The following is a 24,496-nucleotide window of genomic DNA, read 5'->3' on the forward strand; positions in this document are numbered from 1 at the left end:
CGGCGTCCTCGTCGTTTCCGACGCCCGTATTAAACCTCTCCAGTTTGCTCCTTCTCATTCCGCCGCCTCCAGATCTTGAGGGGCGACCTCGATCTCCTCGACGTCGGCAGCCGAAATGTATCCCTCCGCATGGAGACGTGCAGCCACGCGATTGAGGAGAGTGCGGTTCGCTTCCAGGATAGCTGTCGCGCAGGCTTCCGCCTTGTCGAGGCGCGCCTTCACGGCATTGATCAAACCTGGAATGTGCATGAGGTTGCGAGCCATGTCGTTAGGCAGGTAGAGATTGCCCGCGGTGCCTGCTCCTTTCGTCTCCAGCATTTCTGAAAGGACTGTCGCGCGGCCGAGATCGGAATGTTCGTCCATGCCGGACCCGACGGAAAAATCGCCATAGGCCAAACGTTCGGCAGCGCGACCGGCCATCAGCAGACAAATGGCATCCTCGACGTCCTCGGCCGTAGACGACATTGCGATCGCGTCGAGAAACGCCGCCTCGCCGCCGCTTTGGTTGATTGACGCCGCCAGGAACACGCCGGTCTTCAGCGCTCGACCGACCAGAACGTGGCCTGCCTCGTGGGTGGAAACGCGATGGCGCACCTCAGGCGACAAGTCAGGCGCCCCCTGGCGGATTTGCTCGAGAATGTCAGACATAATCATTTCGCGGCGTGCACGGCGGGCCGATGCCTTGGCGCGCTTGACATAGGCCTCGACGTCGGCCCCGGTCTTGCCTGCGGCCGCCAGGGCAAGTGGCATCAAGTCTGCTTCCTGAAGCACCGTTCCTTCCACGTAGCGGCGGAAGATTTTCGCGAAATCATCGGGCCCCGGCAGGGTCAGAGTGATCTGGCGATCAAGGCGACCCGCACGTCGTATGGCGGGATCGATCTTGGCGGCGAAGTTGGTGGTGCCGATCACAACCACCCCCTCGTTGTTGGCGATGCCGCTGAGATGTTCGAGCACATAGTTGACGATCTGCGACCAATACTCGACATAGTCGCCGGTCTAAGGCATCGCTGATCCTCTGCAAGGTGCCGCTGAGGTATGGAGCCGCATTCCATTCCGCGACCGATGTCGCAATGAGGGGAACGCCGGCGGTTTTGGCCACGGCGGCGGCGAACGTCGTCTTGCCGACGGACCATTGATTTAATTTTGACGTTTTCGGCCGCTGCGAGCGCGTCGATGTAAGCGCGTGCAAGCAAATCCGCGGCAGATGCCGCAGGGACTTTGTTTTCGCTCATGGCGTTGTTCCTTCGATAGGCCGGCTAGACCGGCAATGGGAAGGTCACGCGCTGCATACGTGAGCGGAGTTAGATAAGAACAAAACAGGAGCCAGTGTCAACATGCTTTCGCCACCCGACATAGATAGCCGTGCAAGTGCTGGTGTGGCAGCCATGGTGCGGAAAATCCGAGAGCTGGGCTTAAGCAGCCATCCGATTACCGCTCCTCAATTCCCAACCTATGGAATGCGCGCTCCGAGCTTCGTTTTCCGGCATCGAAGGACGGCCCGTTACGAGACTCACATCAGAAATGCTAACTTCATCAGCGACTTATGGTTAATGAAGTGCTGACGACAGCTTCTAGGTGAAGGATACTGAACCTCTGCCAACTTATGGCGTAAGCGGTGACAGATTATGATGTAGAGACGCGCCAAAATCCGGGCGTGTCCGGCATCAGCATGGACATCTTATGATGTGAGGCACAGTCAGCAGTGTCGGCTGGCAGACCCTATCAACAAGCGCCCGTCATCTCGCAATTGCCTTCCGCCCAAGCCCAGCGCAACGCCTCAATAACAAAGCGCCCACCCAGCCCCGACGTGCCAGCACCTGGCCGGGTCCACTTCCTGGTGCCAGGCCAGGCTTCGTACGAGCTCCACGCCACCGTCCTTGAATGCTTGGGCGAGACCGGGGTCTGGCGTGCCGGCCGCGCCTTCCGCGAAGATAAAGCTGACCGGGCTGATAATGCTTGCAGGATGCAACCCGCTTGCCTTTTCGACCCGTAGCGCCACACCTTGAGCAAACCTGGCGCCATTTGGCTTGGCCGGGCTTGCGACCCCGAGCGGGAATACCAGGCGTCCGCCCATCTTGAGGCGGTCGATCCATGGCTCGGCAGGCCGCTCCACCGCGAAGTTGACATAAACGCCTTCAACGTCCTCCCGAGGCCAATCGCCCCCATCACCGGTGATGACCTCGACATTGGGCCGATCAGCGAGGTGGCTGTGCGCTTGCTGGGCGAGGTTGTGATCAAATTCCACGGCAACAACGCGGCCCGTTGCTCCCACCAGTTCAGCAAGGATCGCGCTGTAATAGCCTGTTCCAGCACCGATATGGGCGACGGTGTCGCCAAGCTTGGGAGCCAAGGCGTCGAGCATGCTGGCATGCAAAGACGGGCTACCGTTATTGATGCCTCGCTCTTCGTCGAGGGCAATCAGCACATCCTGATACACATAGACCGGGTCGTTGGCTGGCAGGCGAACAAAGCCCTGAGCCCGTTTGACGATATACCAGGGGTCGCTCCCCAGAAAACGCTCTCGTGGCACAGCGGCAAAAGCCGCTTCGAGCCTCTCGTTGCGGGCGCCCAGAAGCGCTGTTACTTGCCGGGCGTAGCCACGCCGAACGATCTCCAGGTCAGTGGTGCTCAAAATCAGCCCCGCTCCGTTCCGCCTCCGTCTTTCCGAGACTAGAGCGACCGCGGGCAGATGACCAGAACGTACGCCGCAACATGTCTTATGTTGGCACGCCTTACTCCGCTGGTCGGAGCCCAATCAGGCTTTCCTGACGTGGGCTTGATCGGGCGGTAGCGAGCACCCTGCCCTTATGGCGGCACGCGCCCGGATAGGCAGGTCTGATGGACCTAGTGCCTGCTGCGCAGGTGCGAGGGCGACGGATTCCCCAATCTTGGTCTGGCACCTAATAGTTGAACGAAAATCGTCTGGACAGGCCAACGCCAACAACGAACTGGTTTTCGGTACCCAGTTGCACGACTGGAGAGTCGGCAGCATCGGCCACCAGCCTGCTATATTCGGCACTCGCATTGAAAAAAGTATCCGGGATAAATTCGTAGCGCGCGGCCAACTTGACGCCAACCGCCGTTACACCCGCTCGAGGATCATACGCGTCCAAACGCCCGCCACTCGCTATGGCCTCTGGCGCCGTCACGCCGAAATAGGTGTCCACATAGTCCTCGCCCGCCATGCTCGCGTATACGCCGCCCACAACCTCAAGCTGCGGTGTCAGGCGAGCCGTAGCGTCCAGTCCCACTTCCCCGACGAGCCCCTCGGCACCGCCAAAGGCGTAGCGTGCCTGCCCATATAGCTCTGTACTGAGCACGTCGCTGAAGATGAACTCGTAGCCAACTCGGCCGCCCACCTCGTAGGTCGTATCGACGTCGTCCAGTCCCAGGAGCTGCTCGTGGTCTGAACTGATCCGTTCCCCTTGCACTGCAAAGGATGGGCCGAACCGCAAACCGCCGGCGGACTTTTCTCCGCCGATATCGATGAGCCCGGGGATATTGAGACGCTCGACGCGAATGATTGGGTTGACCGTCATGCCGTACTCGGTCGAGCCCGGATAGATTGGAGCAGTGCCGACACCCAGGCCGAACTCGAAAATCAGGTCAGGTTTGCTCGTTTCGATCGCCACGAGCTCGGTTGCGGCCGCACCGAAAGAATCGAAGTCGGCCGCCTGGGCGACTGTTGGCGAAAGAACAAGGGCGCTCAGCAATGCCTTGCGCTTCAAGCGGCTTGTGAAGTCGTGTCGCACTTGTTCCACCTTGTCTAGGATCCTGCCTTCATCGCACCGGCGAATCAATGCCTTGCTTGAAGCTCGAGCACCATACTGCTCCTATCTTGCATCAACCTTTCACAAACGCGGTTTTTACCGACATTGCGCGACGTCCAGCAGTCCTGCGATGGCGATCGTGGTGCGATCTTCCAAATAAGGCCCGATGATCTGGATGCCGGTGGGCCGGCCGTCGCGCATGCGCCCTATCGGCATCACCGTGGCCGGCAGCGCCGCCCCATTTCCCAGGGCGGTCCAGGCCACGCTGTCGCCCCGCTCCATGGCAACGCCATCCACCAACACGCTCGGCGCCGCGGCTTCCGCTTCCCCCAGCGCCGCCACCGACATAGGCGGGCAGATCAGCGCATCCCAATCGCGAAACACCTCCTGCCAGGCCCAGCGCAGCTTCACCCGCGCTTCATTGGCCTCGATCCACTCGGCATGGCTCGCCACCATGCCGCCGATGCGCCACGCCGCCATACTCCCAGGATCGAGCCCCCGGAGTTCTTCGTGTGCCGCCGCCAGCTGGTCCGCCGTCTGCCCCAGCGCCACCGCGCCCCCAAGCAGCCGCAGATAAATCCGCGTCGCCTCCTCCACATCGGGCATCACGCCCTCCGCGCGCCGCACCTTCGCCCCTGCCCGCCCGAGCAGTGCCGCCGCCAGCGCCACCCCTGCCCGCACTTCGGGGTCGGTGGGCACCATCGGATGCTCCTCCAGCACCAGGACCCGCAACTCGCTCAGTTTCTCCACCCTCGGCGGCGGCAGCGTCAGCGTATATCCCACTGCCTCATCGGCATCGGGCCCCGCCATGACCGTGAGCCCCAACTCAAGATCCCGCGCGCTCCGGGCCAGCGGCCCGGGGCAGGACAGGTCGAACCGCGCCTTGCGCCCAGCCAGCGCATGGCCGCGCAAGGGGATCAGCCCCATGCTCGCCACATGCCCCCAAATGCCGCAAAACTGCGCCGGCCCGCGGATGGAGCCCCCCAGATCAGAGCCGATATCGAGCGGCACATAACCCGCCGACACCGCCGCCGCTGCCCCCGAAGACGAACCGCCCGGCGACAACCCTGCCCGCACCGGATTGCCCGTCCGGCCATAAACCGGGTTATCGGCATTCCAGCCATCCAAGCCCTGGGACACGTTGGTTTTTCCGAGGATCACCGCGCCGGCGGCGCGCAGCCGGGCCACCGCTACCGCGTCCTCGCGCGCCACCGCGCCGCGAAAAGCCTCCAGCCCCCAGCTGGTGGGCAGCCCCTCCACATCAAAGCTTTCCTTGATGGTGATCGGCACGCCCAGCAGCGGCAGCCGCTCGCCCGCTGCGAGGCACCGGTCGGCCTGCTCAGCCGCGGCCCGCGCCGGCTCGAAGTCGCGCACCACCACGGCATTGAGCACGCCATCGCCAGCCTTGATGGCGGCAATGCTCTGCTCCACCAACTCCACCGCCGATACCCGACCTGTGGCCAGCTCCGCGCTCAACGCCGTGGCATCAGGCGCCATCAGCTAGCCGTCCCGAAAAAGCGCTTGGCGGCCGCCAGGCACGCCTCAAACACGCTGAGATTGCCAAAGGGCAGCACCGTGCCTGCCGGCGGCCGCGCCACTAGCCCGCCGCGCAAATGCATGCCCCCATCCAGCATCAGATTGTCGGACATGGCATGGTCTTCCACCATCTGCCCGTCCGGCCCGCGGGTCACGCCCTTGGCATCCGGCGCCACCTTGCCGCCGTAGAAATCTTCGGCGGCGCGCTGCCCATAAAACCTGCCATCATTGGTGTAGCCAAAGGCGGGCTTGCCTTGCGCGCACATGAAGCCGATTTCATAGGCCGTGCCCACATCGGCGCTGATGCCCCGGAACGGGGTCATGTTGGCGATAATGAAGTCGCTGTCGCTCATCACCGCTTCATTGCCCCGAGCGATGAACACACCGATCTCGAACTTGTCGCTGGGCCAGTCCCGCTCCTCGTTCCAGATTTGGGGCACAAAGCCATAGCTGCGGGTCAGCTCGCGTTTGGCCGCGGTGATTGCTGCCCCGTCCGGAAAAAACACCTCGGGGCCGGCTAGGTAAACCGTTTTCATGTCGCGCCCTCAGGACAGCTCGCCCGCCGCAATGGCCGCCATGATGCGGTCGCGATAGGAGGTGTCGCCGGTTTCGATCCGGTTCTCGACGCGCGACGCTTCGGTCATGAAATGCTCGTAGCCGCGCCCCATTTCCCAGCCTCGCTTGGTATGCATGTCGATGGCGAAGTCGGGCACTTCGGGCGCCTTGTTGCGCACGACGTTTTCCAGCCGCGCGAAATTGACCATGTCGTCGGTGGTACGGTCCTTGGGGCTGTCGGCAATCAGCCGGATGGCGTGCGCCGCGAACAGGAAGCGGTCCCCGATCGGACGCGGATAGCGTTGATGGGTGCGATAAAGCGTATCCACCAGCACCGGCAGGTTCAGATTGCCCGCCCCCACATCCTCCACTGCGATCACGCACAAGCGCGACCACAGCATTTCCTCCATTTCGGGGCTGGTCACATACATCTCATAGGCCAGCAGGAGCGCGGTCTCGGCCATGCCGCGCCGGAGGCATTTTTGCAGGCCCGAGATCACCTCATCGGCAGGGATGCCGTGCTGGGTCTTGACGTTCTGCCAGGGATCGGGTGGCAAGGTGACTTTGGACATCGGCAAACAACCTACTTCAGCTCGATTTCAACAAATTCGACGGGGCTGTCAGAAAGGTTGACCACATTGTGCTCGGCCCCCAGCACTCGCCCATAGCTTTCCCCCACCAGGTAGGCGACCTCTCGTCGGCTACCATCGAGTTCAACAATGGTCAGCGTTCCAGCCAGTGTGGGCACAACAACATAGTCATGGCCATGCTTGTGCCAGCCGGTCTCCGATCCCGGCGCAAAGTGGTAGCGGGTGGCCCTGACGCGCTCATTGTCCACCTGCACCGTGGCGATGGCGGGGATGAGATGTTCGAGATCTTCGTTCATTGCGCTCACTTCCATCTGTTGTTGACGCGCCGCTCTGCCCCAAGGGCCGCGGTAAAGCACAGCACCGAGATCACGGTGGCCACGACACTGGTGCCAAAGGCCCGCTCCGTCTGGAAATCACTGGCCGCCGAGCGGAACAGGTAGCCAAGCCCGCTCGAGCCCATCAGGAATTCGGCTACCATGGCCGACAGCACTGCTGGGGGCGCGGCCAGACGCAGCGCGATCATCCAGTTGGGCACGGCCGAAGGCAGCACCAGGTGGAAAAACCGCGTCAGACGCGAAGCCCCGAGGACCTTGAACAGATCATCGCTCCCGGGCGGCAGTGCCTTGAGCCCGGCCGAGGTGAACACAAAGGCCGGGAAAAACGAGATGATCACCACAATGGCGAGCACGGTTTTGAGGTCATAGCCGAGGAGGCGCGCCAGCACCGGGATCAGCGCCACTACGGGCACCGAAGAAAAGATCAGCCCCAATGGCACGAGGATCCCGTTCAGCAGCCGCGAGGTCCAGGCCAGCACCGCAACAATCGTGCCCAGGAGCATGCCCAGCACCAGCCCCAGGGCGGCAAGTATCAGGGTTTGCCCGCCATTGGTGATGTACACCATCGGATTGGTGACCAGATCCGTCAGCACATTGATGGGCTGGGGCATGACAATGGCGTTGACGCCCGAGATCGACACCCAGGCCTGCCAAGCCAACAACACCGCCAGGACGCCCCAGTAGCGCGACACGGCGGTACGCAGGGTAGAGCCAAAGCTTCGTTTTGCCGATGTGCTCATGCGTATCGCCCATAAACAAAGCGCTCGAGCAGGCTCATCGCTCCAAAAGCCAGAAGCGAAGCCGCCGAGGCGATAAACACCGCGCTCCACAGCAGCGGGATCTGGAAGTTCTGCATCGCGCTGACCATGAGCAGCCCCAGCCCGCGCGAGGAGCCAAACCATTCGCCGAGGATCGCGCCGATGAAAGCGGCAGGAATGGCAAATTTCAGCCCACTCACCATAGCCGGCAGTGCGGCCGGCAAATCGAGGCGCAAGAGGCGCGTCAATGGCGAGGAGCCCAGCACCTGGAAGAGGTCCCGGTGCGTCACCGTGGAATTGGCCAGTCCCGATGTGGTCGCGACATAAAGCACAAAGAACACATTGAGCGTTGCGATCGCCATCCCGGTCAATTCCCGGTCGAGCAGCACGATAAACAAGGGAGCCAGCGCAATGGCGGGAATGGCGTGGATCACCCCGGCGAGCCGGTCGAGACCCGGCCGCAACACCGGCACCACATGCACGAGCCCTGCGGTCACAACGCCGATCAGCGTCCCTAGCGCATAGCCCGCCGCCACCATGGAAAAGCTCGCCCCCATGGCGCGCAAAAACAGCGCTTGGCGCGAGGGATCAAACATGAACACGAGGACCGTACTCAGCGGCGGCCAAGTCAGCCCTGCCAACCGGTTAACCCCGATTACTTCCCAGAGGCTCAGAAACAGCAGGATGCCGATGGCCCCCAGCACCCCCGCCTGCGCCTTGTCGCTCGCGATGCGCATCAATGCAGCCCCTCGGGTTCCAGTGCCAGCGTCAGCTCATCGGCCAAGTGATGGAATTCGGCCGTGCGTTGCACATCGGGACTGCGCGGCCGCGCGAATGGCACGTCGATGGATTTGATCACCCGCCCCGGCCGCCCACTCATCACGATCACGCGGTCGGCGAGAAACAGCGCTTCCTCAACCGAATGGGTGACGAGGAGGGTCGTGATCTTGGCTTCGCTCCAGATCCGCTGCAGTTCCACATTCATGTGCCGGCGCGTCACCGCGTCGAGTGCGCCGAAGGGCTCGTCAAGCAGCAGCACATCGGGCCGCAGCACCAGCGCCCGCGCAATGGACACACGCTGGCGCATGCCGCCGGACAACTGCTTGGGCCGCGCCTTCTCGAACCCCGTCAGCCCCACCAGCGCGAGCAGTTCCGCCACCCGCGCCTCATCGACCTTCCGTCCCGCTACTTTGAAGGGCAGCGCGATATTGTCGTGAATGGTGAGCCAGGGCAAAAGCGCATGATCCTGGAACGCCACGCCCAGCCGGTGCGCGCGCGAGAGCTCCAGCGGATCACGTCCTTCCACGCTCACCCGGCCATGGGTGGCCGCGTCCAACGCCGCCACCAGCCGCAAGACTGTGCTCTTGCCACAGCCAGAAGGTCCGAGCAGGGCGACGAATTCGCCCTTGCCAATCTTGAGGTCCACCTCCTCGATGGCCACCAACTCCTTGCCGTCGTCGAGCTTGAAACTCTTGCGCACGCGGTCGACATTGATCGACCAGTCCTGGGACACCGTTGGGCTGCTCATCACGCCACCAGCCGCTCGAACCGTTCGGAAATCACGGGCAGGCGCTCCTTGAGCTTGGCGCGGATCGCTTCCTGGTCGATCCCCTGCATGGCGCGATCCTGCATCACCACCTTGCCATCCACGATCACGGTTTCCACGTCCCGGCCGACCAGGATCGAAGCCGCAACAAACAGCGGGTCGTAGATCGGCGCATGATCCATGTGCGAGGTGTCGCAAAGCAGGAGGTCGGCCTTCTTGCCCACTTCCAGACTCCCCACCTGGTCAAAAATCCCCAGCGCCCGTGCCCCGCCATGGGTCGCGATCCGCAGCAGTTCTTCGGAGGAAATCGGCTCGCGCTGGTGGAACACGGCTGAATTGACCGCCTGCTGCCCCACGCGCGCCACATGCGCCACCTGGAACAGATCGAGCGTTCCCGCCGACCCCGGGCCGTCCGTACCCAGCCCGATGGCAATGCCGCGCTTCCACATTTCGATCAGCCGGGGATGGCCGATGGAATAATTGTTGAAGCCGCAATGACAGGCCGAGAGCTGGTACTTCTCGTAAAGATCCACTTCCTTGGGCGAGAGCAGCACCGAATGGGCGCAATGCAGGTTGTGGTCCAGCACATCCATGGTCTCGAGCCACTCGGTCGGCCGCAGCCCGAATTTCTCGAGCGTATAGTCGATCTCGTAGCTGCCCTCACACAAATGGGTATGGATCTTCACCGCCAGGTCCCGCGAAGCTTGCGAGATATCGCGGATCAGCTCGGGCGAGCACACGATCACCTGCCGTAGGCTCAGCCACGCCTTGACCCGCTCATTGCTCTGCCAGCGCTCTACCAGCGCCACATTGCGCTCGAGCGCCTGGTCATGCGTCATCAGCATATTGGCCGGCACTTCCGCGCCAATATTTTCGCTCTGATCAACGGTCGAGAGCGACACGAACCCCCGAATGCCTACATCCATGGCCGCCCGTCCCATCTCGTCGGGGTGTGGTCCGCCGGCTTCCGCGAAACAGGTGGTGCCGACCTGGATCATGTTGGTGTAGGCGACGAGCCCCGACAAATACACATCCTCGGGCTCGAGGCAGCTCTCGAACGGGATCAGGTAGTTCTTCCACACCGGCAGCTTGAGTGGGCGCTTCCTGGCTATCGCCTGCAGCTTTCCTCGCAGCAATTGCTGCCCGGTATGGAAATGCGCATCGATCAGCCCGGGCATAGCGATCCGCCCCCGTGCATCGATGGTGGTGCGCCCCCGATAGGCTCGCCCCCCTTCCCCCTCACCCAAAAAGACGATCCGCCCCCCATCCACTGCGATCGTGCCATCGCTGATCACCCGATTTTCGGCATCGAGGGTCACGATCTCGGCGCCGGTCACCACCACATCCACCAGCTGCGGCTCGCCCTTGGTGGTGAAGTTGTCTGGGGTCATGGGGTGATCTCCTTGGGATAAACAGGTCAGAGCGAAGCCAGCGCTTCCTGGGCGAGGCTGGTGTCGACGATATCGTCAATGGGGGGGAGTTCGGTGCGCCCGGTTGCGCGTGCCGCGTCATACATCGGGCCCGCCATCTTGGCCTTGTCGAGCCCGTAGATCGGATAAGCCGGATCTCCGCCCGGTCGCATGAAGGGAAGCTGCAGCTCGTTCTGTCGGGTCTGCTGGGCCAATTCGAGCCCGAAATCGGCGCCGTATTTCTCCACCGCCAGCTGGGGCGCCAGCGTCAGATCCGCCTCATTGACCTGGAACGCCTGCATCAATGCAGCGAGATAGGCCACGATCGCCGGCCGGTTGACCTCGAGAAATGCCCGCGACACAAAGCCCAGCCCCGCATAGGAGGGAAAGCCCAGTTGATCAAAGGAGCGGAAAAAGAAGTCCTTTTCTGGCACCAGGCCCATGTTTTCGAGCGTAATGGTCTGGTTCACCGCAAAGGCGGTGTAACCCTCGCCATCCCCGGCCACCAGCGGCTCGGGCGAAAACCCGGCCGGCACCATGGTCCAGCTCTCTGGGTCGAGCCCCGCCAAGCCCAGCGTCGCCTGGATGGCGGTTTCTTCCGCCGGGCCCTGCGCCAGGATCCGCGAACCCACAATGTCTTGGGGCGTCAAGATCGGCTTGGCCGCCAGCGAAATGATGCCCAAGGGCGACGTCTGCTGGCGCGCCGTGATCAGCACGAAATCATTGCCGCGCCCAACGGCATCCAGAAATGGCAGCCAGCTGGTGTAACCGATCTCGGCATTGCCCGCCGCAATCAGGGTCAAGGGATCGGGTGCATTGGGCCCGCCCGGGCTCACCGTCACATCCAGCCCCGCCCCGCTGAACAACCCATTTTCCAGCGCAATCCAGTGGTCGCCATATTCCACATTGGCGATCCAGCCGAGTTGCACGCGCAACGGCGTGCTCGCCTGCGCCATGGCAAAGCGCGGCAACAAGGCCGAGGCCAACAGACCCCCGGCAGCGGATGCAAGCAATTGGCGTCTCAGCATATCGGCACACTCCAAAGGGCTGCGCATGGGCGCGTTGAACCAGCCACCCCGCCACGGCGCGGGATGGAACCACAGGATAGGGAGGCTCTCTAAAACTCAGAGCGTCGCGTGCGCTTCCTCGAGCACGCTTAGGTCCACAAGCTCGGCAAGGGGCGGCACTTTGCGGCCCGCCGCCACTGCTGCATCCGTCATCGCCCCCTCGATCACGGCGGGGTCGAACCAGAACAGCTTGCCCTCGCCTTCCGGCTTGATCAGCGGAATCTGCAGCTCCATCTGGCGCTGCTGCTGGGCGAGGTCGAGCCCCAGATCGGCGCCATATTTGTCCACTACGATCTGTGGCGCATATTGGGGATTGGCAAAGGCATAATCCCAGCCGCGGATCAGCGCCCTGATATAGCCCACCATCGCCGGCCGGTTTTCGGCGAGGAACGATTTCTTGGTCACCATCAGCGCCTGCTTGACCTGGTAGCCTAGGTCATCCATCAGCGTCACGAAAAAGTCGGTGCCCTGCACCAGGCCCAGATTTTCCAGCGTGATCGGCTGATTGGTCGCAAAGGCGAAATACACATCGCCATCGCCCGACAGAAGCGGCTCGGGCGAGAACCCGGTCGGCATGATCTCGTAGTCGAGCGGCAGTCCGGCATTGCCCAGAATGGCGTCGATGATCAGCTTGTCCGTGGGGTTCTGCGCGAGGATCCGCGCCCCCACCAGATCCTTGGCCTCGCGCACGGGCTTGGCTGCCAGCGATATCAGTGCCGCGGGGCTCTTTTGCCACATGGCGCCCAGCACCACGAAGTCATTGCCTTTTTCGATAGCATCGAGCACCGGCAGCCAGTTGGCATTGCTGATCTGGGCGCTGTCAGCTGCGAGCGATACGAGCACATCGGGGGCATTGGGGCCGCCAGCCAGGAAGTCCGCCTCGATCCCTTCCTCGGCGAAATAGCCCTGCTCAAGTGCCGTCCAGAAGCCGGCATATTCCACATTGGAGATCCAGCCGAAGGCTTGGGTGATTGCGGTCTTACCCGCTTCCTGCGCCCAGGCCCCTCGCGGCAGCAGGCTCAATCCCAGACCGGCACTCCCCGCCAGCAACACCTGCCGCCGGCTCGGTTGAAAATAGCGCGAAAACCCCATCGGCACGGCTCCTTGCTGCTGTCCACACATGCGAAGCTTGGCGTTTACGGCCGCAAAAGCGCTGGCTGTAATCGGTTGTTACAACTACGCTAGCATATGTAATTTTGATTACAATAGCATTCGGAGGCAAAAATTGAACCTGCCTAAAACTTCATCATTTGGCTATTTGCCTGCCGATTCCGAAGTCGCCCAGCGCATCGCCAAGGCCTATCCGGAGTTATCGCCAGCCTTGCGTTCCTTCGCCGATTTCGTGCTCTCCGAGCCGATGCAGGTGGCGCAGATGAGCATCAACGATACCGTCACCGCCTCTGGCGTTTCCGTCGCTACCGCCAATCGCTTTGCCCGTTCCTTGGGCTTTGAAGGCTATGCGCAGTTTCGCGCCGAGGTGGTGCAAGGCTTTGAATCGGTGTTTGCCCCGGTGGAGCGCCTGCGCACCAAGCTCTCGGAAAAGTCGAGTCTGCGCGATGTAATCGCCGCCTCCATCGAGCAGGACATCGACAATCTCACCCAGACAATCCGCAATCTCGATACCGCCAGCGCCGAGCAGGCCGTGGAGATGATCCTCGGGGCCGAGAACATTTTCATCCTCGCCTTCGACAATGCCGCCGCCCTCGGCAATGTCTTTGCCCATCGCCTGGAACTCGCCGACCGGCCGGTGCGCATGATCGATAATGGCGGGGGCACGCTTTCGGCGGCCCGCAATCTTTCGCGTTTCACCAAAAAGGACCTCGTGGTCTCGATCGCCTTCCCGCGCTATATGCGCGACACCGTGGAAATCACCCGCACCGTGCAGCGCCGCGGCATCCCCATTCTCGCCATCACCGATCAGCAGACTTCGCCCCTGGCGAGCCTTGGCACGCTGACGCTTTATGTGCGCGCCACCCGCTCCTTCAGCTCCACGTCCGATACCGCGATCCTGGCCCTGCTCGAAGCCCTTGCTGCCGGGGTCGCCTCCCGCTCCCCCGACGCGACGCAAGCCGCCGAAAAATTCGCCGACTTCGCCTATCCCTGGCTCATCGCCCCCGAACGCAGCCGCTAGGCGCCCGCCACCATCGTCTCCACGAACAGCCCCTCGAAGCGCTCGCTGTCCACCGCCACGGCCACGCCGGCATTGGGCACCGTCGTGCCGGTTCGGCGGCGATCGGGAATAACCTGGCCGCGCGTCAGCTCGCCAACGCATTCCACATCGATCTGCATCGGCTCGATGGTCACCACCGATGGGTCCTGCGCCACCGCCACCGCCAGCGGGTCATGCAGCGCGCAATAAGTGATGTCCGGATACTGCGCCTGATAAGCTGCGAGGTAGAACCGCGCCGCCTGCATCGTGATCCCGGCTGCCTTGCCGCCGCGCGCGGCGATATCGTCCATCATCGGTGCCGTCAGCTTGGTTTTCATGGTCACATCCATGCCCACCAATGTGATCGGCGCGCCCGATTGCAACACGATCCGCGCTGCCTCCGGATCGTTGAAGAAATTGGCGTCGGCGACGGGTGACGGGATGCCGGGCACGCCCGGATGCCAGACCGTGCCGCCCATCAGCACCAGACCTTTGAGCTTTTCGGCAATGTCAGGCGCCTTCATCAAGGCCTGCGCCACATTGGTCATCGGCCCCACCGGCACCAGCGTCAACTCGCCCGGATTGGCCCGCACCAGCTCAATGATCAGGTCTGGCCCCCAGATCGGCCGCGCTTGGCTTGTGGGCAGCGGCAGTTCCACTTCGCCCAACCCATTGGAGCCATGGATGCGGCTGCCGCGCTTGTGAAACGGCCGCGTCAGCGCCCGCGAACACCCCGCCGCCACCGGAATATCGGTCCGTCCCGCCGCTTCCAGCAGCTGCAGCGTGTTGCGCGTGGCGGAAGCCACATCGATATTGCCGTAGGTTGTGGTCAGCGCTTCCAGCTGAATGCCGGGATGATTGAGCGCAAACACCACGGCCATGGCATCGTCGATGCCGGTATCAACGTCGAGGATCATGCGGCAGGTCGAGGTCACTTGCGGGTCCTTGAGGAGGCTGGAGGGAGGCACCAAGCCTAGCGCTGAAAAAATCCTTAGCAAGTCCTCTTTGTGCTGAAATTATCCATACACCGCCCCCGCCCTGTTGGATGGCTGTCTCATCGGCTCCGCCCTGCCGCGAGCCTGCTGGGCCCAAGCTTGTTTCCGGCTTCACCAAGCTTCCTGGGTCAGACGGATGGCAAGACAGGACTTTGCGTCGCGTCTTGGGTGCTCTAGAAGCCAAGCTCTTCTGCGAGACTTCAACCGATGCGGCGCACTATTGATCACGCGGCCATGGCCGTGACCGGCTATGTCGAACCCTGGACCGGCGATGCCGCTCGGGAGCGCCTGGTTTCCTGTTCCAGCCGCAGCCCGGTCGCAGCGGTCCGTATCCGTGCTCTTGATCGCGACGATCTGCCGGAGCTGGACTGGCCGGTCAAGCGTCTGCAGGAGGTCAAGCATTGCAGCTTCTCGCAAGGCTCCTGGCTGAGCATCGAGGCGCCGGCCGCAGTCACCGCGCTCTCGTTCGAGCTCCTGCTCACCCGGAATTCCGGTCGGCGCGTGCTGCTCGATACCGGCAGCTTCGCGCTCCTCGTCGAGGACAATGACCGGCTGATCTACCAGGCTGCAGGCGCCGAAACCCTGATCGGCACCCTGCCCACCAACCAATGGCTGAAGGTCGAGCTCGCGGCTGGCACCCTCGCGATCACTGCCCTACATCGCTTCAGCCCTTTCACGCTGTCCTGCGAGCTTGCAGCTCAGACACCTCAAAGGCTGGTCTTCTGCTCGGATGCAGGCGAAGCACTCCCGACCCTCAACTGTCGCCTCGGCAACATCGCCGTCACCACCGAGAGGGGCCGGGCCAACTGGACGTTTCCGACGCTATTCACCACGGAGCCACTTCCCGCGGGCGACCTGCAGTTGACGCTGCATAACAACCCAACCTTTTGCGTCCGCTCCGCCCGTTGGGACGGCTCGAGCCTTGATCCGCGGCTGACACCCAGCCATTACGACGCCATCCATTTTCACGACACGGACATGGCTGGCCTTGAGTGGTCCGCAAACTTCGCCATCGACATTCCCGCCGATGCACGATCGGGCGTCTACGCGGTTGAACTGGTGACTGCAGGCGGCGAGATCGAGCGGCTGCCGTTCTTTGTTTCTGCTCAACAGGCCCAATCTCGGCTGCTCTTTGTGGCACCCACCGCCGCCTATCTCGCCTATGCCGATGAATTCCTGCCGCCGCATCTCTACGAATGGATCGGCACCGATCGTGGTCATGCGTTCGCCCGCGCCAACAATCTACGTTCACTCTACGACTATCACTCGGACACGAGTGGTGTTTCCCTTGCATCCACCCGGCGGCCAAAGGCCACCCTGCGCGACGATTACCTTTACCCGCTTTGCGGCGCGCCCCATCTGCTGCCCGTCGATCTGCATTTCCTGCGCTTTGCCGCCCGCAACGGCATCGCCCTCGACCTCACCACCGATCATGATCTGCATCGGGAAGGCGCTGACCTGCTGGCGCGCTACAAGGGCGTTGTCACCGGCAGCCACCCCGAATATCTCTCGGTCGCCATGGAAGAAGCCTACCGCACCTATGTCGCCGGTGGCGGGCGCCTGGCCTATATGGGGGGCAATGGCTTTGCCGCCGCAGTCGCCTTCAAGGACGATTTGATGGAGCTGCGCCGTGGCCCCACCCAGCCGGGCCGCACCTGGGACGGCCCGCTCGCCGAGATGCCGCTCGCCCTCACCAACGAGCCAGGCGGCTATTTGCGCGACCGGGGCCGGGGCGAGTTCAGCCTGACCGGCGTCGGCATTGCCTTGATGGGGTTCAGCAAGGCCCTGCCCTTCACCCGCGCGCCGGCCAGCCATGACGAGGGGTTCGCCTGGCTGTTCGATGGCGTGATCGGAGAGAACTTTGGCGATACCGGCATGGTTCTCGGCGGAGCCGCTGGCTACGAGGTCGACAACACCAACCGGCTCCTCGGCACCCCGGACGGGATCGTGGTTCTCGCCACCGCTTCGGGCTTTCCCGAGAACTATGTCGACGATCCCGGCCGATGGTATGAAGGTGGCTCGCCGGAGCGGGAAGCTCGTCGCCTCGCCGAGATGACCTATCTGCTCCATCCATCAGGCGGGGCCGTCTTTTCCGCTAGTTCCGTATGTTTCCTTGGCGCCCTGCCTGGCCCCGATGATCAAAACGATGTGGGCAGAATCACCACGAACCTGCTCTTGCACTTTGCAAGCTGATCTAATCCGTTCATGTATGCGGCCGATTGCTCACCGGCGTGCCACCAAAGGAAATTGCCCATGAAAATTGCATCCATTGCCTTCGCGAGCCTGGCGCTGACGGCGCTCGCCCTTCCTGCTCATGCTGAGGCCATCAAGATCGGCGTGCAGCCCTGGCTTGGCTATGGCCCGCTCTGGATTGCCGATCAAAAGGGCTTTTTCGAAGAGAACGGCGTCGAAGTTGACCTTATCAACTTCACCTGGGACCAGGACATGGCGGCAGCGCTTGCCAGCGGCAATATCCAGGTCATCTCGGCTGCCACCAACACCGTGATCCTCAACATCAACAACGGCGTGGACCTCAAGGGCTTCATGATCATGGACGGCTCGACGACGGCTGACGCCGTGTTGGCCGGCAACAACATCGCGTCGATCGCCGAGCTCAAGGGCAAGAAGGTCGCCTATGAGATCGGCTCCACCAGCGATCTGCTGATCAACTACGCGCTTAACTCCAACGGCCTTACCATTGCCGATGTGGAAGCTGTCCCGTTGGCGGCCGCTGATGCGGGCCTGGCGCTGATCGCTGGCCGCGTGGACATTGCCGTCACCTATGAGCCCTATATCTCCGCTGCCCTGGCGCAGGGTCCGGACTTCAAGGTGCTCTATACGGCTGGCGAAAAGCCGGGCCTGATCAGTGACGTCCTGGCCGCCGAAGCAAGCTTCATTGCCGAAAACCAGGACGCCCTGGTGGGCATCATCAAGGCCTGGGACCAGGCGGTGACCTTCATGCGCGACAACCCGGAAGAAGGCGGCAAGATCATTGCCGACGCCGTCGGCAGCCCCATCGAGGAATTCAACACCGCCTTTGCCGGCGTGCACCTCTATGACCTCGCTGAAAATGCCGCAGCCCTTGGCGGCGAGTTCCAGGCCACCGTCGAAGAGATCGGCGGTATCATGCAGCAGGCCAATCCGAACGACGTCAAGACCGTGCCGACCGGGGAAGACTTCCTCGACCTCGGGGCGGTCAACGCGGCCGCCGGCCGCTAATCCTTGGCCGGCGCTCCCGGGCGCCGGCTTTCACTCCGGATCACAAGAACCAGCATGCCCAAGAGTTCGAGCATCGCCCAAGCCGCCGCTGCAGGCCGGACCGATCGCCGCAAGAGCCGCAGCCGAGCCGGCCTGTTGCGGCTGCGCCAATCCATTCCAGACAGCGTTTTCAACAGCGCAGGCTTTGTGGTTCCGGTCGCGCTGGTGCTGGTGTGGTGGGCGGTCACGGCGCTGGGCCTCGTCAAACCCCTCTTTCTTCCCAGCCCCTACGCCATCCTCGAAGAAGCCTGGCGGCAGATCAGCACGGGCATTCTCCTTCAGGACGCCAGTGTCAGCGTCTACCGCATCCTTGTGGGCTGGCTGAGTGCGGCGCTGCTGGCCATTCCGATCGGCATCCTCATGGGCAATTTTCGCCTGTTCGAAGGCGCCCTTGAGCCGCTGATCTCGACCATTCGCTACATGCCCGTCGTGGCGCTGATCCCGCTGACCATCCTATGGGCCGGCATCGGGGACGAGCAGAAGATCCTGATCCTTTTCCTCGGGACCTTTTTCCAGATGGCCCTGATGGTGATGGACAATGTCAAGACCATCGACATCAACCTCATTCGTGCCGGCCAGACCTTGGGCTTTTCCAATACCGAGATCCTGTGGCGCATCATCCTGCCCGCCGCCCTGCCCGCCATCTGGGACACGTGCCGCATCACCATTGGCTGGACCTGGACCTATCTCGTGGTTGCAGAATTGGTTGCCGCCCAAACCGGCCTTGGCCGCCGCATCATGGACGCCCAGCGCTATCTTGCCACCGACACCATCATCTTCGGCACGCTGTTTATCGGCCTGCTCGGCTTGCTGACGGACTACGCCTTCAAACGCACGGGCCGCTCCCTATTCCGCTGGACGGGTAATCGATGAGCGCCGTATCCACTCCCAAGATCGTCGTTGATGCGGTCGGCAAGATTTTTGGCGAGGGCGATGACGAGTTCCTGGCCATCGACCGCATCGATCTGACCGTCGCGCCCAACGAATTCGTTTCCATCGTCGGCACCTCGGGCTGTGGCAAGTCTACGCTCCTCAACATGGTTGGCGGCCTGACCGAGCCGACCTTTGGCGATGTCCTTATCGATGGCAAATCGGTGACCGGCCCCGGCCGGGACCGTGGCTTCGTGTTCCAGGGCTATAGCCTCTTCGAGTGGATGACCGTTGAGGGCAACATCCTCTTTGCGCTCGAAAAGAGCCGCATGGGCAAGGCCGAAAAAGCTGAACTGGTGCGCCAGTTCATCGCCGAAGTGGGGCTCGCCGGCTTCGAGCAGGCCTATCCGCGCCAGCTCTCGGGCGGCATGCGCCAGCGTGTCGCCATTGCGCGCGCCCTCGTTTACAAGCCCTCCCTGCTCCTGATGGACGAGCCGTTCGGAGCCCTCGATGCCCAGACCCGCGGCATGATGCAGGAGTTGCTGCTCAAAGTATGGGAAGACCACAAGGTCACCGTGCTGTTCGTCACCCATGACGTGGAGGAAGCCATCTTCCTGGCTGACCGGGTGGTTGTTCTGGCGTCGCGGCCCGGCCGGCTCAAGCGGGAACTCAAGGTCGATCTGGAGCGCCCCCGCCGCTACGACATCGTCACCAGCCCCGAGTTCTCCACCCTCAAGCGGGACGTTCTCGCCGACATCCGCGAGGAAACGCTTAAAGTCATGTCCATGGAGCATCGCTAGGCATCCCACAGCAGGCTCACGGCCGAAGGCTCGAGCCGCCGACGATTAACCCCGCGCTGGAACCGCAAGATCAAAATGGCCCTTAAACCTCGCTCCGGACTGCTTTTCGACATCGACGGCACCTTGGTTGAAAGCGATCCGCTGCACCTCAAGGCCTTCAACCAGGCCTTTGCTCCTTATGGGCATCAGTTCGATAAAGAGCGTTTCGGGCGTGAATTGCAGGGCATGGCCAACGAAGCCATCGGCGCGCGGTTTTTCCCCGGCGAGACGCCCGCAGTCCAATGGGACATCATGATGCGCAAGGAAGCGCTGTTCCGTGACCTGGCTGCCGCGGGCGTCGAGTCCGTGCACGGCCTGTTCGCCTTGCTCGACTGGGCCGATGCGCAAGGCCTGCCCGCCATCGCGGTGACCAACGCCCCCCGTCCCAACGCCGAATTGCTGCTCGACAGCATCGGGGTGCGCGGGCGCTTCAAGGACGTCGTCATTGGCGACGAACTCGCTCATGGCAAGCCGCACCCCCTGCCCTATCTCGAGGGCCTGCGCATCCTTGGCGCCGATCCGGCCAACTGCGTGGCCTTCGAGGATTCGCGCACCGGCATCATGTCGGCCACCGCCGCCGGCATCACCACGATTGGCATTGCCACCGGGCTTGAACCTGAGCAACTCGTTGCCGCAGGAGCGAGTATGGCTGCCAGGGATTTCGCCGACGAGAAGCTGCTCGCCCTGATGGCTGCGAAGGTTCTCTCCGCCTAGTCCGCCGTGAGCATGACCTTGACGCTGCGCGAGCGGTCGGCGGCAAGCTGAAACGCATCATTTGCCGCGGCCAGGGATCGTTCCGCAGTCACCAGCTTGAGCACATCGATCTCCCCGGCGGAAATCAGCTCGACGGCATGGTTGAACTCGGTCCCGAAGCGGAAAGTGCCCTTGAGGTCGATTTCCTTGCTCATCACCGCATTGGCCGGCACCGGAATCTTGCCGCCCGGCAGATTGCCGATCTGCACCACCGCGCCACCGCGCCGAACACTGGCAACGGCGGCAGCAAGCCCGGCTGCAGTGCCGGAAACCTCAAAGGCAATGTCGAATGAGCTTTCGGCCGCCAGCGCGGTCAACTCCGCCTCTCCATGGGACAGGTCGATGGTGCGGTCCGCTCCAAGCCGGTCGGCAAAAGCCAGCGGCGCCTGGGCGATGTCAGCCACCGTTATCTGGCCGCAGCCCCTGAGGCGCGCCGCGAGCATCACCAGCAGGCCGATAGGGCCGGCGCCGAAGATGATCGCGTTCTTGCCCCCGATCTCCCCGGCTCGCGCCACGGCGTGCAAACTGACTGCGAGCGGCTCGGCCAGTGCTGCTGCCTGGAAGGAAACGTCTTCCCCAACCCGCACGCATTGCGCCGGCGTCGCGTCAAAGATGGTGGCAAAGCCGCCCTGCATGTGGGGAGTCTTTGAGGCCGAGCCCATGAAGTAGATGTTTTCGCATAGATTGGCCCGACCCTCCCGGCAGCGGGCGCAATGGCCACACCAGCGGGAAGGATTAACCGCTACGCGGTCGCCGACGCTGAGCCCAGGCGCCGCCCCATTGATCTCGACGACCTCGCCCGCCACTTCGTGGCCAAGGATCAGCGGCGCATTGACCACGAAATCGCCAGTGCGCGCGTGGCGGAAATAATGCAGGTCCGAGCCGCAGATCCCGCCGGCACCAAAGCGCACCCGGACCATGCCGGGCGCCAGTGGCCCGAGCGGGTGCTCGATGACGCGAAGATCTTCGGCGCCGAACAGCGTCGCGGCAATGGGCTCATTGGTCATCGGATCAGTCCCATTTGCGTCGGCAGCCAAAGGCTGATGGCGGGGATGAAGGTGATCAGGATCAAGGCCACCAAGAGGGGAACCAGCCAGGGCAGGATCGCCATGGTCGTGCGCTCCACCGAAAGTTTGGCGATGCGCGACAGCACGAATAACACCATGCCGAGCGGCGGATGCAGCAGCCCGATCATCAGGTTCAGCGTCATGATGAGGCCGAAATGCACCGGGTCGATGCCATACAACAGGGTAATCGGCAGCAGGATTGGCACGAGGATGGTGATCGCCGCGATCGTGTCGAGAAAACACCCGATCACCAGCATCAGTATGTTGACCAGGATCAGGAACACCCATTTGTTGTCGGTCAGCGAGGTGATGAAGCTCGAGAACACCTGTGCTGCCTGGCTGACGGTCAAAAGCCAGGCAAAGATCGACGCTGCCGTTACGATAAACAGCACCGATGCCGTGGTCTCGATCGTGTCAAAGCTCGCCTTGGCCAGGCTTGCCAGCGTCATCGTCCGGTAGCGCACCAGTCCCAAAAACAGCGACCAGACCACCGCCGCCATGGCGGCCTCGGTGGGGGTGAACCAGCCCATGGTCATGCCCCCGATCAGGATAACCGGGGTCATCAGCGCCATCACGGCCGAAAAATCGAAATACCAGTCGCAGACAATGAGGACCAGTAGCGCCAGCCCTACGGCCAGGTTAAGGGATAGCCCCGCCCAGGTCAGCAGGTAGACGAACAAGGGAAAGGCGGCGACCACCAATATTTCAACCGAGGCCGCACCCAGCTTGCGCCACTGAAACGGCGTGTCCGAGCCCCAGCCCCGGCGATACGCAAAGATGGCGACCGTGACCATCATTAGCAGGGTCATGACGACGCCGGGCAGAATACCGGCCATGAACAGCGCCCCGATCGAAACATTGGCCATCATGCCGTAGATCACGAAGGGGAGCGACGGCGGAAAGATCGGGCCCAGCGTCGCCGAGGCCGCAGTCACCCCCACCGCCGCCTCGACCGGATAACCGTGCTCGCGCATGGCCTTGATCTCGATGGTGCCGATGCCCGCAGCATCAGCGAGCGCCGCTCCGGACATTCCCGAGAAGATCACCGAGCCGATGATGTTCACCTGCGCGAGGCCACCCTTCATCCAGCCCACCAGGGCCAGGGCAAAGGTGTAAATGCGCCCGGTGACGCCGGCTATGTTCATGAGATTGCCGGCGAAAATGAAGAACGGTACGGCGAGCAGCGGGAAACTCTCGACGCCCGCGATCATGCGCTGGGCGGCGATGATGTCGGGCGCCACCCCATAAACCAGCAGGTAAAGCAGCGAGGAGCCCGCCATCGATACTGCGACGGGCACGCCGATAAGCATCAGGGCGAGAAAGGCGCCGATCAGGAGCAGCATGGTTTATTCCCCCAGCCCGTCAAAGGCGGTTGGTCGCTCCAGCACTGAATAACCCCGCCGAAAATTGCCGACGAACACCTGGACGGCGCGCACCGTCATCAAGGCAAAACCCGCCAGAACGGCGTAGAACACCACATTGCGCGGCAGGTCGATGGTCACCATGCGCTCGTCATGGACGATTCCGACATAGCGCCAGAACAGCCAGGTCATGTAGGCAAAAAAAGCGATGGTGATCAGGTTGACCGCAAGCGCCAGCCAGCGCCCAACCCCCGCAGGCAGATAGTGATAGATCACATCCACATGGATGTGCCGGGTCATTCGGGTGCACATCACTGCGCCCAGAAACACAACCACAACCAGGCAGTTGATCGCGATCTCTTCGGTCCAGGCGAAACTGTTGTTCATCACATAGCGGGTGAAGAACTGCAGGAAAACGCAAAGGGACATGCCCCAGAACACGGCGAGGGTGATCCAATCTTCCCAGGCATATTGTTTGAGATCGATCGGCGCAGTGTCTTCCTGGAAAGCGCTGGAGAGTTCTTCGGCGGAAATCTGGGTGTGGGTTTCTTGGCTCATTCGCCGCAGCTCCGAAAGCAAGGGGGCGGAAAAGCAGGCCGCGGTTTGTGCTGCCGGGCCTGCCTTGTTCGCGAACTACTGGATGGCGCGGATCGCCTCCCAATCGGCCTGGCGATAGCCGAACTCCTCGAAAGTCACTTTCTGCATGACATTGGCTTCGAAATCGGCGCGATCCACCTCGGTGACCGTCAGGCCACGCTCGGTAAAGGTTTGCACAAGCTCGGCTTCGCGCTCGACGACGATGTTGGTGGCCCGCTCTGCGGCTTCCTGCATGACCTCGGTGAAGATCGCCTTGTCTTCGTCGGAGAGCTGCGCCCAGCGCGACTGCGACACGATCGTATTGAGATGGTCAACGATGTGCCCGGTCAGGATGATGTGCTTTTGCACTTCGTAGAACTTCTTGGCGTCGATGGTGGTCAGGGGATTTTCCTGCGCTTCCACCGTTCCCTGCTGCAGGGCCAGATAGACTTCGGCAAAGGCAATGGGTGCCGTGTTGGCGCCGCAAGCACGGGGCATGGCCAGATAAGCGGGCACATCGGGAACCCGGATCTTGAGCCCCTGCATGTCCGCGCATTTCTCGATCGGCCGATTGGATGTGGTGTGCCGCGTGCCGTAATAGGTGGTGGCCGTGATGTGGTGACCCGACGCCTCTTCGTAACCGGCCGTCAGTTCCTTGTACTTATCGCTTTGTGTATAGGCGAGCAGATGGTTGGCATCGCGGAAGATGAAGGGGAAATAGGTCACCCCGATGGGCGAAAACTCCCGGGCGGCAAAGCTCGAGCCGGAAATGATGATATCAACCGTACCAAGGGTAAGCCCCTGATTGATGTCGGTTTCCTTGCCCAGCTGCGAGGCCGGAAACACATCGATGGTGTAGCGGCCATCGGTGCGTTTCTCGATCTCTTCCGCCGCCCACACCGATTCCGTGTGAAAAGGCTCGGAGGTTTCGTAGACATGGGCCCATTTCAGCGCAGTTTGGGCCGAAGCTGACGCGATTGGCAGCGCGACTGCAGCAATGGTGCCCAGTAGAACGGCGTATTTTTTCAACACAGTGAACCTCCCTTTTGTTCTTGGTCTGAC

The 24,496-nt window shown here is 62.4% G+C and carries 24 protein-coding genes; 6 read left to right on the top strand and 18 right to left on the bottom strand.

The genetic code is table 11. From position 1 onward, the window contains the following. Positions 1–54 precede the first annotated feature (54 nt). The 13 genes from AC3YMN_RS09705 to AC3YMN_RS09765 all read right to left on the bottom strand — a co-directional run bounded on the left by AC3YMN_RS09705 (position 55) and on the right by AC3YMN_RS09765 (position 12,658). Positions 55–966: an AAA family ATPase gene (locus AC3YMN_RS09705; RefSeq protein WP_489890186.1), complete on the bottom strand. Its 912-nt coding sequence runs from the start codon at positions 964–966 to the stop codon at positions 55–57. Positions 967–1,777: 811 nt separating this feature from the next. After that, positions 1,778–2,632, bottom strand: a complete 855-nt coding sequence (locus AC3YMN_RS09710) for a protein-L-isoaspartate O-methyltransferase family protein (protein ID WP_489889873.1) — start codon at positions 2,630–2,632, stop codon at positions 1,778–1,780. A 268-nt stretch (positions 2,633–2,900) separates the two neighbouring features. Further along, positions 2,901–3,752, bottom strand: coding sequence for a MipA/OmpV family protein (locus tag AC3YMN_RS09715; protein WP_489889874.1), 852 nt, complete (start codon positions 3,750–3,752; stop codon positions 2,901–2,903). Between the two features lie 114 nt (positions 3,753–3,866). Next, positions 3,867–5,267, bottom strand: a complete 1,401-nt coding sequence (locus AC3YMN_RS09720) for an amidase (protein WP_489889875.1) — start codon at positions 5,265–5,267, stop codon at positions 3,867–3,869. Continuing rightward, positions 5,267–5,842, bottom strand: coding sequence for a nucleoside 2-deoxyribosyltransferase (locus tag AC3YMN_RS09725; RefSeq protein WP_489889876.1), 576 nt, complete (start codon positions 5,840–5,842; stop codon positions 5,267–5,269). Before AC3YMN_RS09725 ends, AC3YMN_RS09720 begins: the two co-directional genes overlap by 1 nt. Positions 5,843–5,851: 9 nt before the next feature. Beyond that, positions 5,852–6,433: an AAA family ATPase gene (locus AC3YMN_RS09730; RefSeq protein WP_489889877.1), complete on the bottom strand. Its 582-nt coding sequence runs from the start codon at positions 6,431–6,433 to the stop codon at positions 5,852–5,854. 11 nt (positions 6,434–6,444) lie between these two features. Next, on the bottom strand, positions 6,445–6,747 hold the full coding sequence (locus AC3YMN_RS09735; protein ID WP_489889878.1) for a cupin domain-containing protein: 303 nt from the start codon (positions 6,745–6,747) through the stop codon (positions 6,445–6,447). A 5-nt stretch (positions 6,748–6,752) separates the two neighbouring features. Then, on the bottom strand, positions 6,753–7,526 hold the full coding sequence (locus tag AC3YMN_RS09740; protein WP_172123365.1) for an ABC transporter permease: 774 nt from the start codon (positions 7,524–7,526) through the stop codon (positions 6,753–6,755). Next, the gene (locus AC3YMN_RS09745; protein WP_489889879.1) at positions 7,523–8,281 is read right to left on the bottom strand and encodes an ABC transporter permease; all 759 of its coding nucleotides are present in this window, start codon (positions 8,279–8,281) and stop codon (positions 7,523–7,525) included. The genes AC3YMN_RS09740 and AC3YMN_RS09745 overlap by 4 nt, the downstream gene beginning before the upstream one ends. Continuing rightward, the gene (locus AC3YMN_RS09750) at positions 8,281–9,072 is read right to left on the bottom strand and encodes an ABC transporter ATP-binding protein (RefSeq protein ID WP_489889880.1); all 792 of its coding nucleotides are present in this window, start codon (positions 9,070–9,072) and stop codon (positions 8,281–8,283) included. The genes AC3YMN_RS09745 and AC3YMN_RS09750 overlap by 1 nt, the downstream gene beginning before the upstream one ends. Further along, positions 9,072–10,481: an amidohydrolase family protein gene (locus AC3YMN_RS09755; RefSeq protein ID WP_489889881.1), complete on the bottom strand. Its 1,410-nt coding sequence runs from the start codon at positions 10,479–10,481 to the stop codon at positions 9,072–9,074. The genes AC3YMN_RS09750 and AC3YMN_RS09755 overlap by 1 nt, the downstream gene beginning before the upstream one ends. A gap of 26 nt (positions 10,482–10,507) precedes the next feature. Next, complete coding sequence (locus tag AC3YMN_RS09760; protein WP_489889882.1) at positions 10,508–11,527, bottom strand: ABC transporter substrate-binding protein; 1,020 nt, start codon at positions 11,525–11,527, stop codon at positions 10,508–10,510. Between the two features lie 96 nt (positions 11,528–11,623). After that, entirely contained in the window at positions 11,624–12,658 is a 1,035-nt protein-coding gene (locus tag AC3YMN_RS09765) for an ABC transporter substrate-binding protein (protein ID WP_172123360.1), read from the bottom strand. Between the two features lie 133 nt (positions 12,659–12,791). On the opposite strand from AC3YMN_RS09765, the gene AC3YMN_RS09770 reads away from it, so the two are divergent. Beyond that, positions 12,792–13,697 (top strand): MurR/RpiR family transcriptional regulator, encoded by a 906-nt coding sequence (locus AC3YMN_RS09770; RefSeq protein WP_489889883.1) that lies wholly within the window; start codon positions 12,792–12,794, stop codon positions 13,695–13,697. On the opposite strand, the gene AC3YMN_RS09775 is transcribed toward AC3YMN_RS09770, so the two are convergent. After that, a complete protein-coding gene (locus tag AC3YMN_RS09775) occupies positions 13,694–14,650 on the bottom strand; it encodes a nucleoside hydrolase (protein WP_489889884.1) in 957 nt (318 codons plus the stop codon). The genes AC3YMN_RS09770 and AC3YMN_RS09775 overlap by 4 nt on opposite strands. Before the next feature lie 267 nt (positions 14,651–14,917). On the opposite strand from AC3YMN_RS09775, the gene AC3YMN_RS09780 reads away from it, so the two are divergent. The 5 genes from AC3YMN_RS09780 to AC3YMN_RS09800 all read left to right on the top strand — a co-directional run bounded on the left by AC3YMN_RS09780 (position 14,918) and on the right by AC3YMN_RS09800 (position 20,391). Continuing rightward, positions 14,918–16,903, top strand: coding sequence for a N,N-dimethylformamidase beta subunit family domain-containing protein (locus AC3YMN_RS09780; RefSeq protein ID WP_489889885.1), 1,986 nt, complete (start codon positions 14,918–14,920; stop codon positions 16,901–16,903). Positions 16,904–16,963: 60 nt separating this feature from the next. Next, positions 16,964–17,929: an ABC transporter substrate-binding protein gene (locus AC3YMN_RS09785; protein WP_489889886.1), complete on the top strand. Its 966-nt coding sequence runs from the start codon at positions 16,964–16,966 to the stop codon at positions 17,927–17,929. Positions 17,930–17,983: 54 nt separating this feature from the next. After that, entirely contained in the window at positions 17,984–18,841 is an 858-nt protein-coding gene (locus tag AC3YMN_RS09790; RefSeq protein WP_489889887.1) for an ABC transporter permease, read from the top strand. Next, positions 18,838–19,638 (top strand): ABC transporter ATP-binding protein, encoded by an 801-nt coding sequence (locus AC3YMN_RS09795; RefSeq protein ID WP_489889888.1) that lies wholly within the window; start codon positions 18,838–18,840, stop codon positions 19,636–19,638. The genes AC3YMN_RS09790 and AC3YMN_RS09795 overlap by 4 nt, the downstream gene beginning before the upstream one ends. A gap of 75 nt (positions 19,639–19,713) precedes the next feature. Beyond that, positions 19,714–20,391, top strand: a complete 678-nt coding sequence (locus tag AC3YMN_RS09800) for an HAD family hydrolase (protein ID WP_489889889.1) — start codon at positions 19,714–19,716, stop codon at positions 20,389–20,391. On the opposite strand, the gene AC3YMN_RS09805 is transcribed toward AC3YMN_RS09800, so the two are convergent. The 4 genes from AC3YMN_RS09805 to AC3YMN_RS09820 all read right to left on the bottom strand — a co-directional run bounded on the left by AC3YMN_RS09805 (position 20,388) and on the right by AC3YMN_RS09820 (position 24,466). Continuing rightward, positions 20,388–21,437: an L-idonate 5-dehydrogenase gene (locus tag AC3YMN_RS09805; RefSeq protein WP_489889890.1), complete on the bottom strand. Its 1,050-nt coding sequence runs from the start codon at positions 21,435–21,437 to the stop codon at positions 20,388–20,390. The genes AC3YMN_RS09800 and AC3YMN_RS09805 overlap by 4 nt on opposite strands. After that, the gene (locus AC3YMN_RS09810; protein WP_127753114.1) at positions 21,434–22,840 is read right to left on the bottom strand and encodes a TRAP transporter large permease; all 1,407 of its coding nucleotides are present in this window, start codon (positions 22,838–22,840) and stop codon (positions 21,434–21,436) included. The genes AC3YMN_RS09805 and AC3YMN_RS09810 overlap by 4 nt, the downstream gene beginning before the upstream one ends. A gap of 3 nt (positions 22,841–22,843) precedes the next feature. After that, positions 22,844–23,416, bottom strand: a complete 573-nt coding sequence (locus AC3YMN_RS09815) for a TRAP transporter small permease (RefSeq protein WP_489889891.1) — start codon at positions 23,414–23,416, stop codon at positions 22,844–22,846. A 75-nt stretch (positions 23,417–23,491) separates the two neighbouring features. Further along, positions 23,492–24,466, bottom strand: a complete 975-nt coding sequence (locus AC3YMN_RS09820; protein WP_489889892.1) for a sialic acid TRAP transporter substrate-binding protein SiaP — start codon at positions 24,464–24,466, stop codon at positions 23,492–23,494. Positions 24,467–24,496 lie beyond the last annotated feature (30 nt).

Source organism: Devosia sp. Z11_6 (assembly GCF_058133665.1).

Excerpts from the sequence above, each read along its gene's own strand:
- AC3YMN_RS09805 (WP_489889890.1), bottom strand. The coding sequence starts at position 21,437 with ATGACCAATGAGCCCATTGCCGCGACGCTGTTCGGCGCCGAAGATCTT.
- AC3YMN_RS09735 (WP_489889878.1), bottom strand. The coding sequence starts at position 6,747 with ATGAACGAAGATCTCGAACATCTCATCCCCGCCATCGCCACGGTGCAG.
- AC3YMN_RS09730 (WP_489889877.1), bottom strand. The coding sequence starts at position 6,433 with ATGTCCAAAGTCACCTTGCCACCCGATCCCTGGCAGAACGTCAAGACC.
- AC3YMN_RS09720 (WP_489889875.1), bottom strand. The coding sequence starts at position 5,267 with ATGGCGCCTGATGCCACGGCGTTGAGCGCGGAGCTGGCCACAGGTCGG.
- AC3YMN_RS09785 (WP_489889886.1), top strand. The coding sequence starts at position 16,964 with ATGAAAATTGCATCCATTGCCTTCGCGAGCCTGGCGCTGACGGCGCTC.
- AC3YMN_RS09750 (WP_489889880.1), bottom strand. The coding sequence starts at position 9,072 with ATGAGCAGCCCAACGGTGTCCCAGGACTGGTCGATCAATGTCGACCGC.
- AC3YMN_RS09745 (WP_489889879.1), bottom strand. The coding sequence starts at position 8,281 with ATGCGCATCGCGAGCGACAAGGCGCAGGCGGGGGTGCTGGGGGCCATC.
- AC3YMN_RS09760 (WP_489889882.1), bottom strand. The coding sequence starts at position 11,527 with ATGCTGAGACGCCAATTGCTTGCATCCGCTGCCGGGGGTCTGTTGGCC.
- AC3YMN_RS09795 (WP_489889888.1), top strand. The coding sequence starts at position 18,838 with ATGAGCGCCGTATCCACTCCCAAGATCGTCGTTGATGCGGTCGGCAAG.
- AC3YMN_RS09790 (WP_489889887.1), top strand. The coding sequence starts at position 17,984 with ATGCCCAAGAGTTCGAGCATCGCCCAAGCCGCCGCTGCAGGCCGGACC.
- AC3YMN_RS09800 (WP_489889889.1), top strand. The coding sequence starts at position 19,714 with ATGGCCCTTAAACCTCGCTCCGGACTGCTTTTCGACATCGACGGCACC.
- AC3YMN_RS09765 (WP_172123360.1), bottom strand. The coding sequence starts at position 12,658 with ATGGGGTTTTCGCGCTATTTTCAACCGAGCCGGCGGCAGGTGTTGCTG.
- AC3YMN_RS09740 (WP_172123365.1), bottom strand. The coding sequence starts at position 7,526 with ATGAGCACATCGGCAAAACGAAGCTTTGGCTCTACCCTGCGTACCGCC.
- AC3YMN_RS09755 (WP_489889881.1), bottom strand. The coding sequence starts at position 10,481 with ATGACCCCAGACAACTTCACCACCAAGGGCGAGCCGCAGCTGGTGGAT.
- AC3YMN_RS09780 (WP_489889885.1), top strand. The coding sequence starts at position 14,918 with ATGCGGCGCACTATTGATCACGCGGCCATGGCCGTGACCGGCTATGTC.
- AC3YMN_RS09815 (WP_489889891.1), bottom strand. The coding sequence starts at position 23,416 with ATGAGCCAAGAAACCCACACCCAGATTTCCGCCGAAGAACTCTCCAGC.
- AC3YMN_RS09810 (WP_127753114.1), bottom strand. The coding sequence starts at position 22,840 with ATGCTGCTCCTGATCGGCGCCTTTCTCGCCCTGATGCTTATCGGCGTG.
- AC3YMN_RS09725 (WP_489889876.1), bottom strand. The coding sequence starts at position 5,842 with ATGAAAACGGTTTACCTAGCCGGCCCCGAGGTGTTTTTTCCGGACGGG.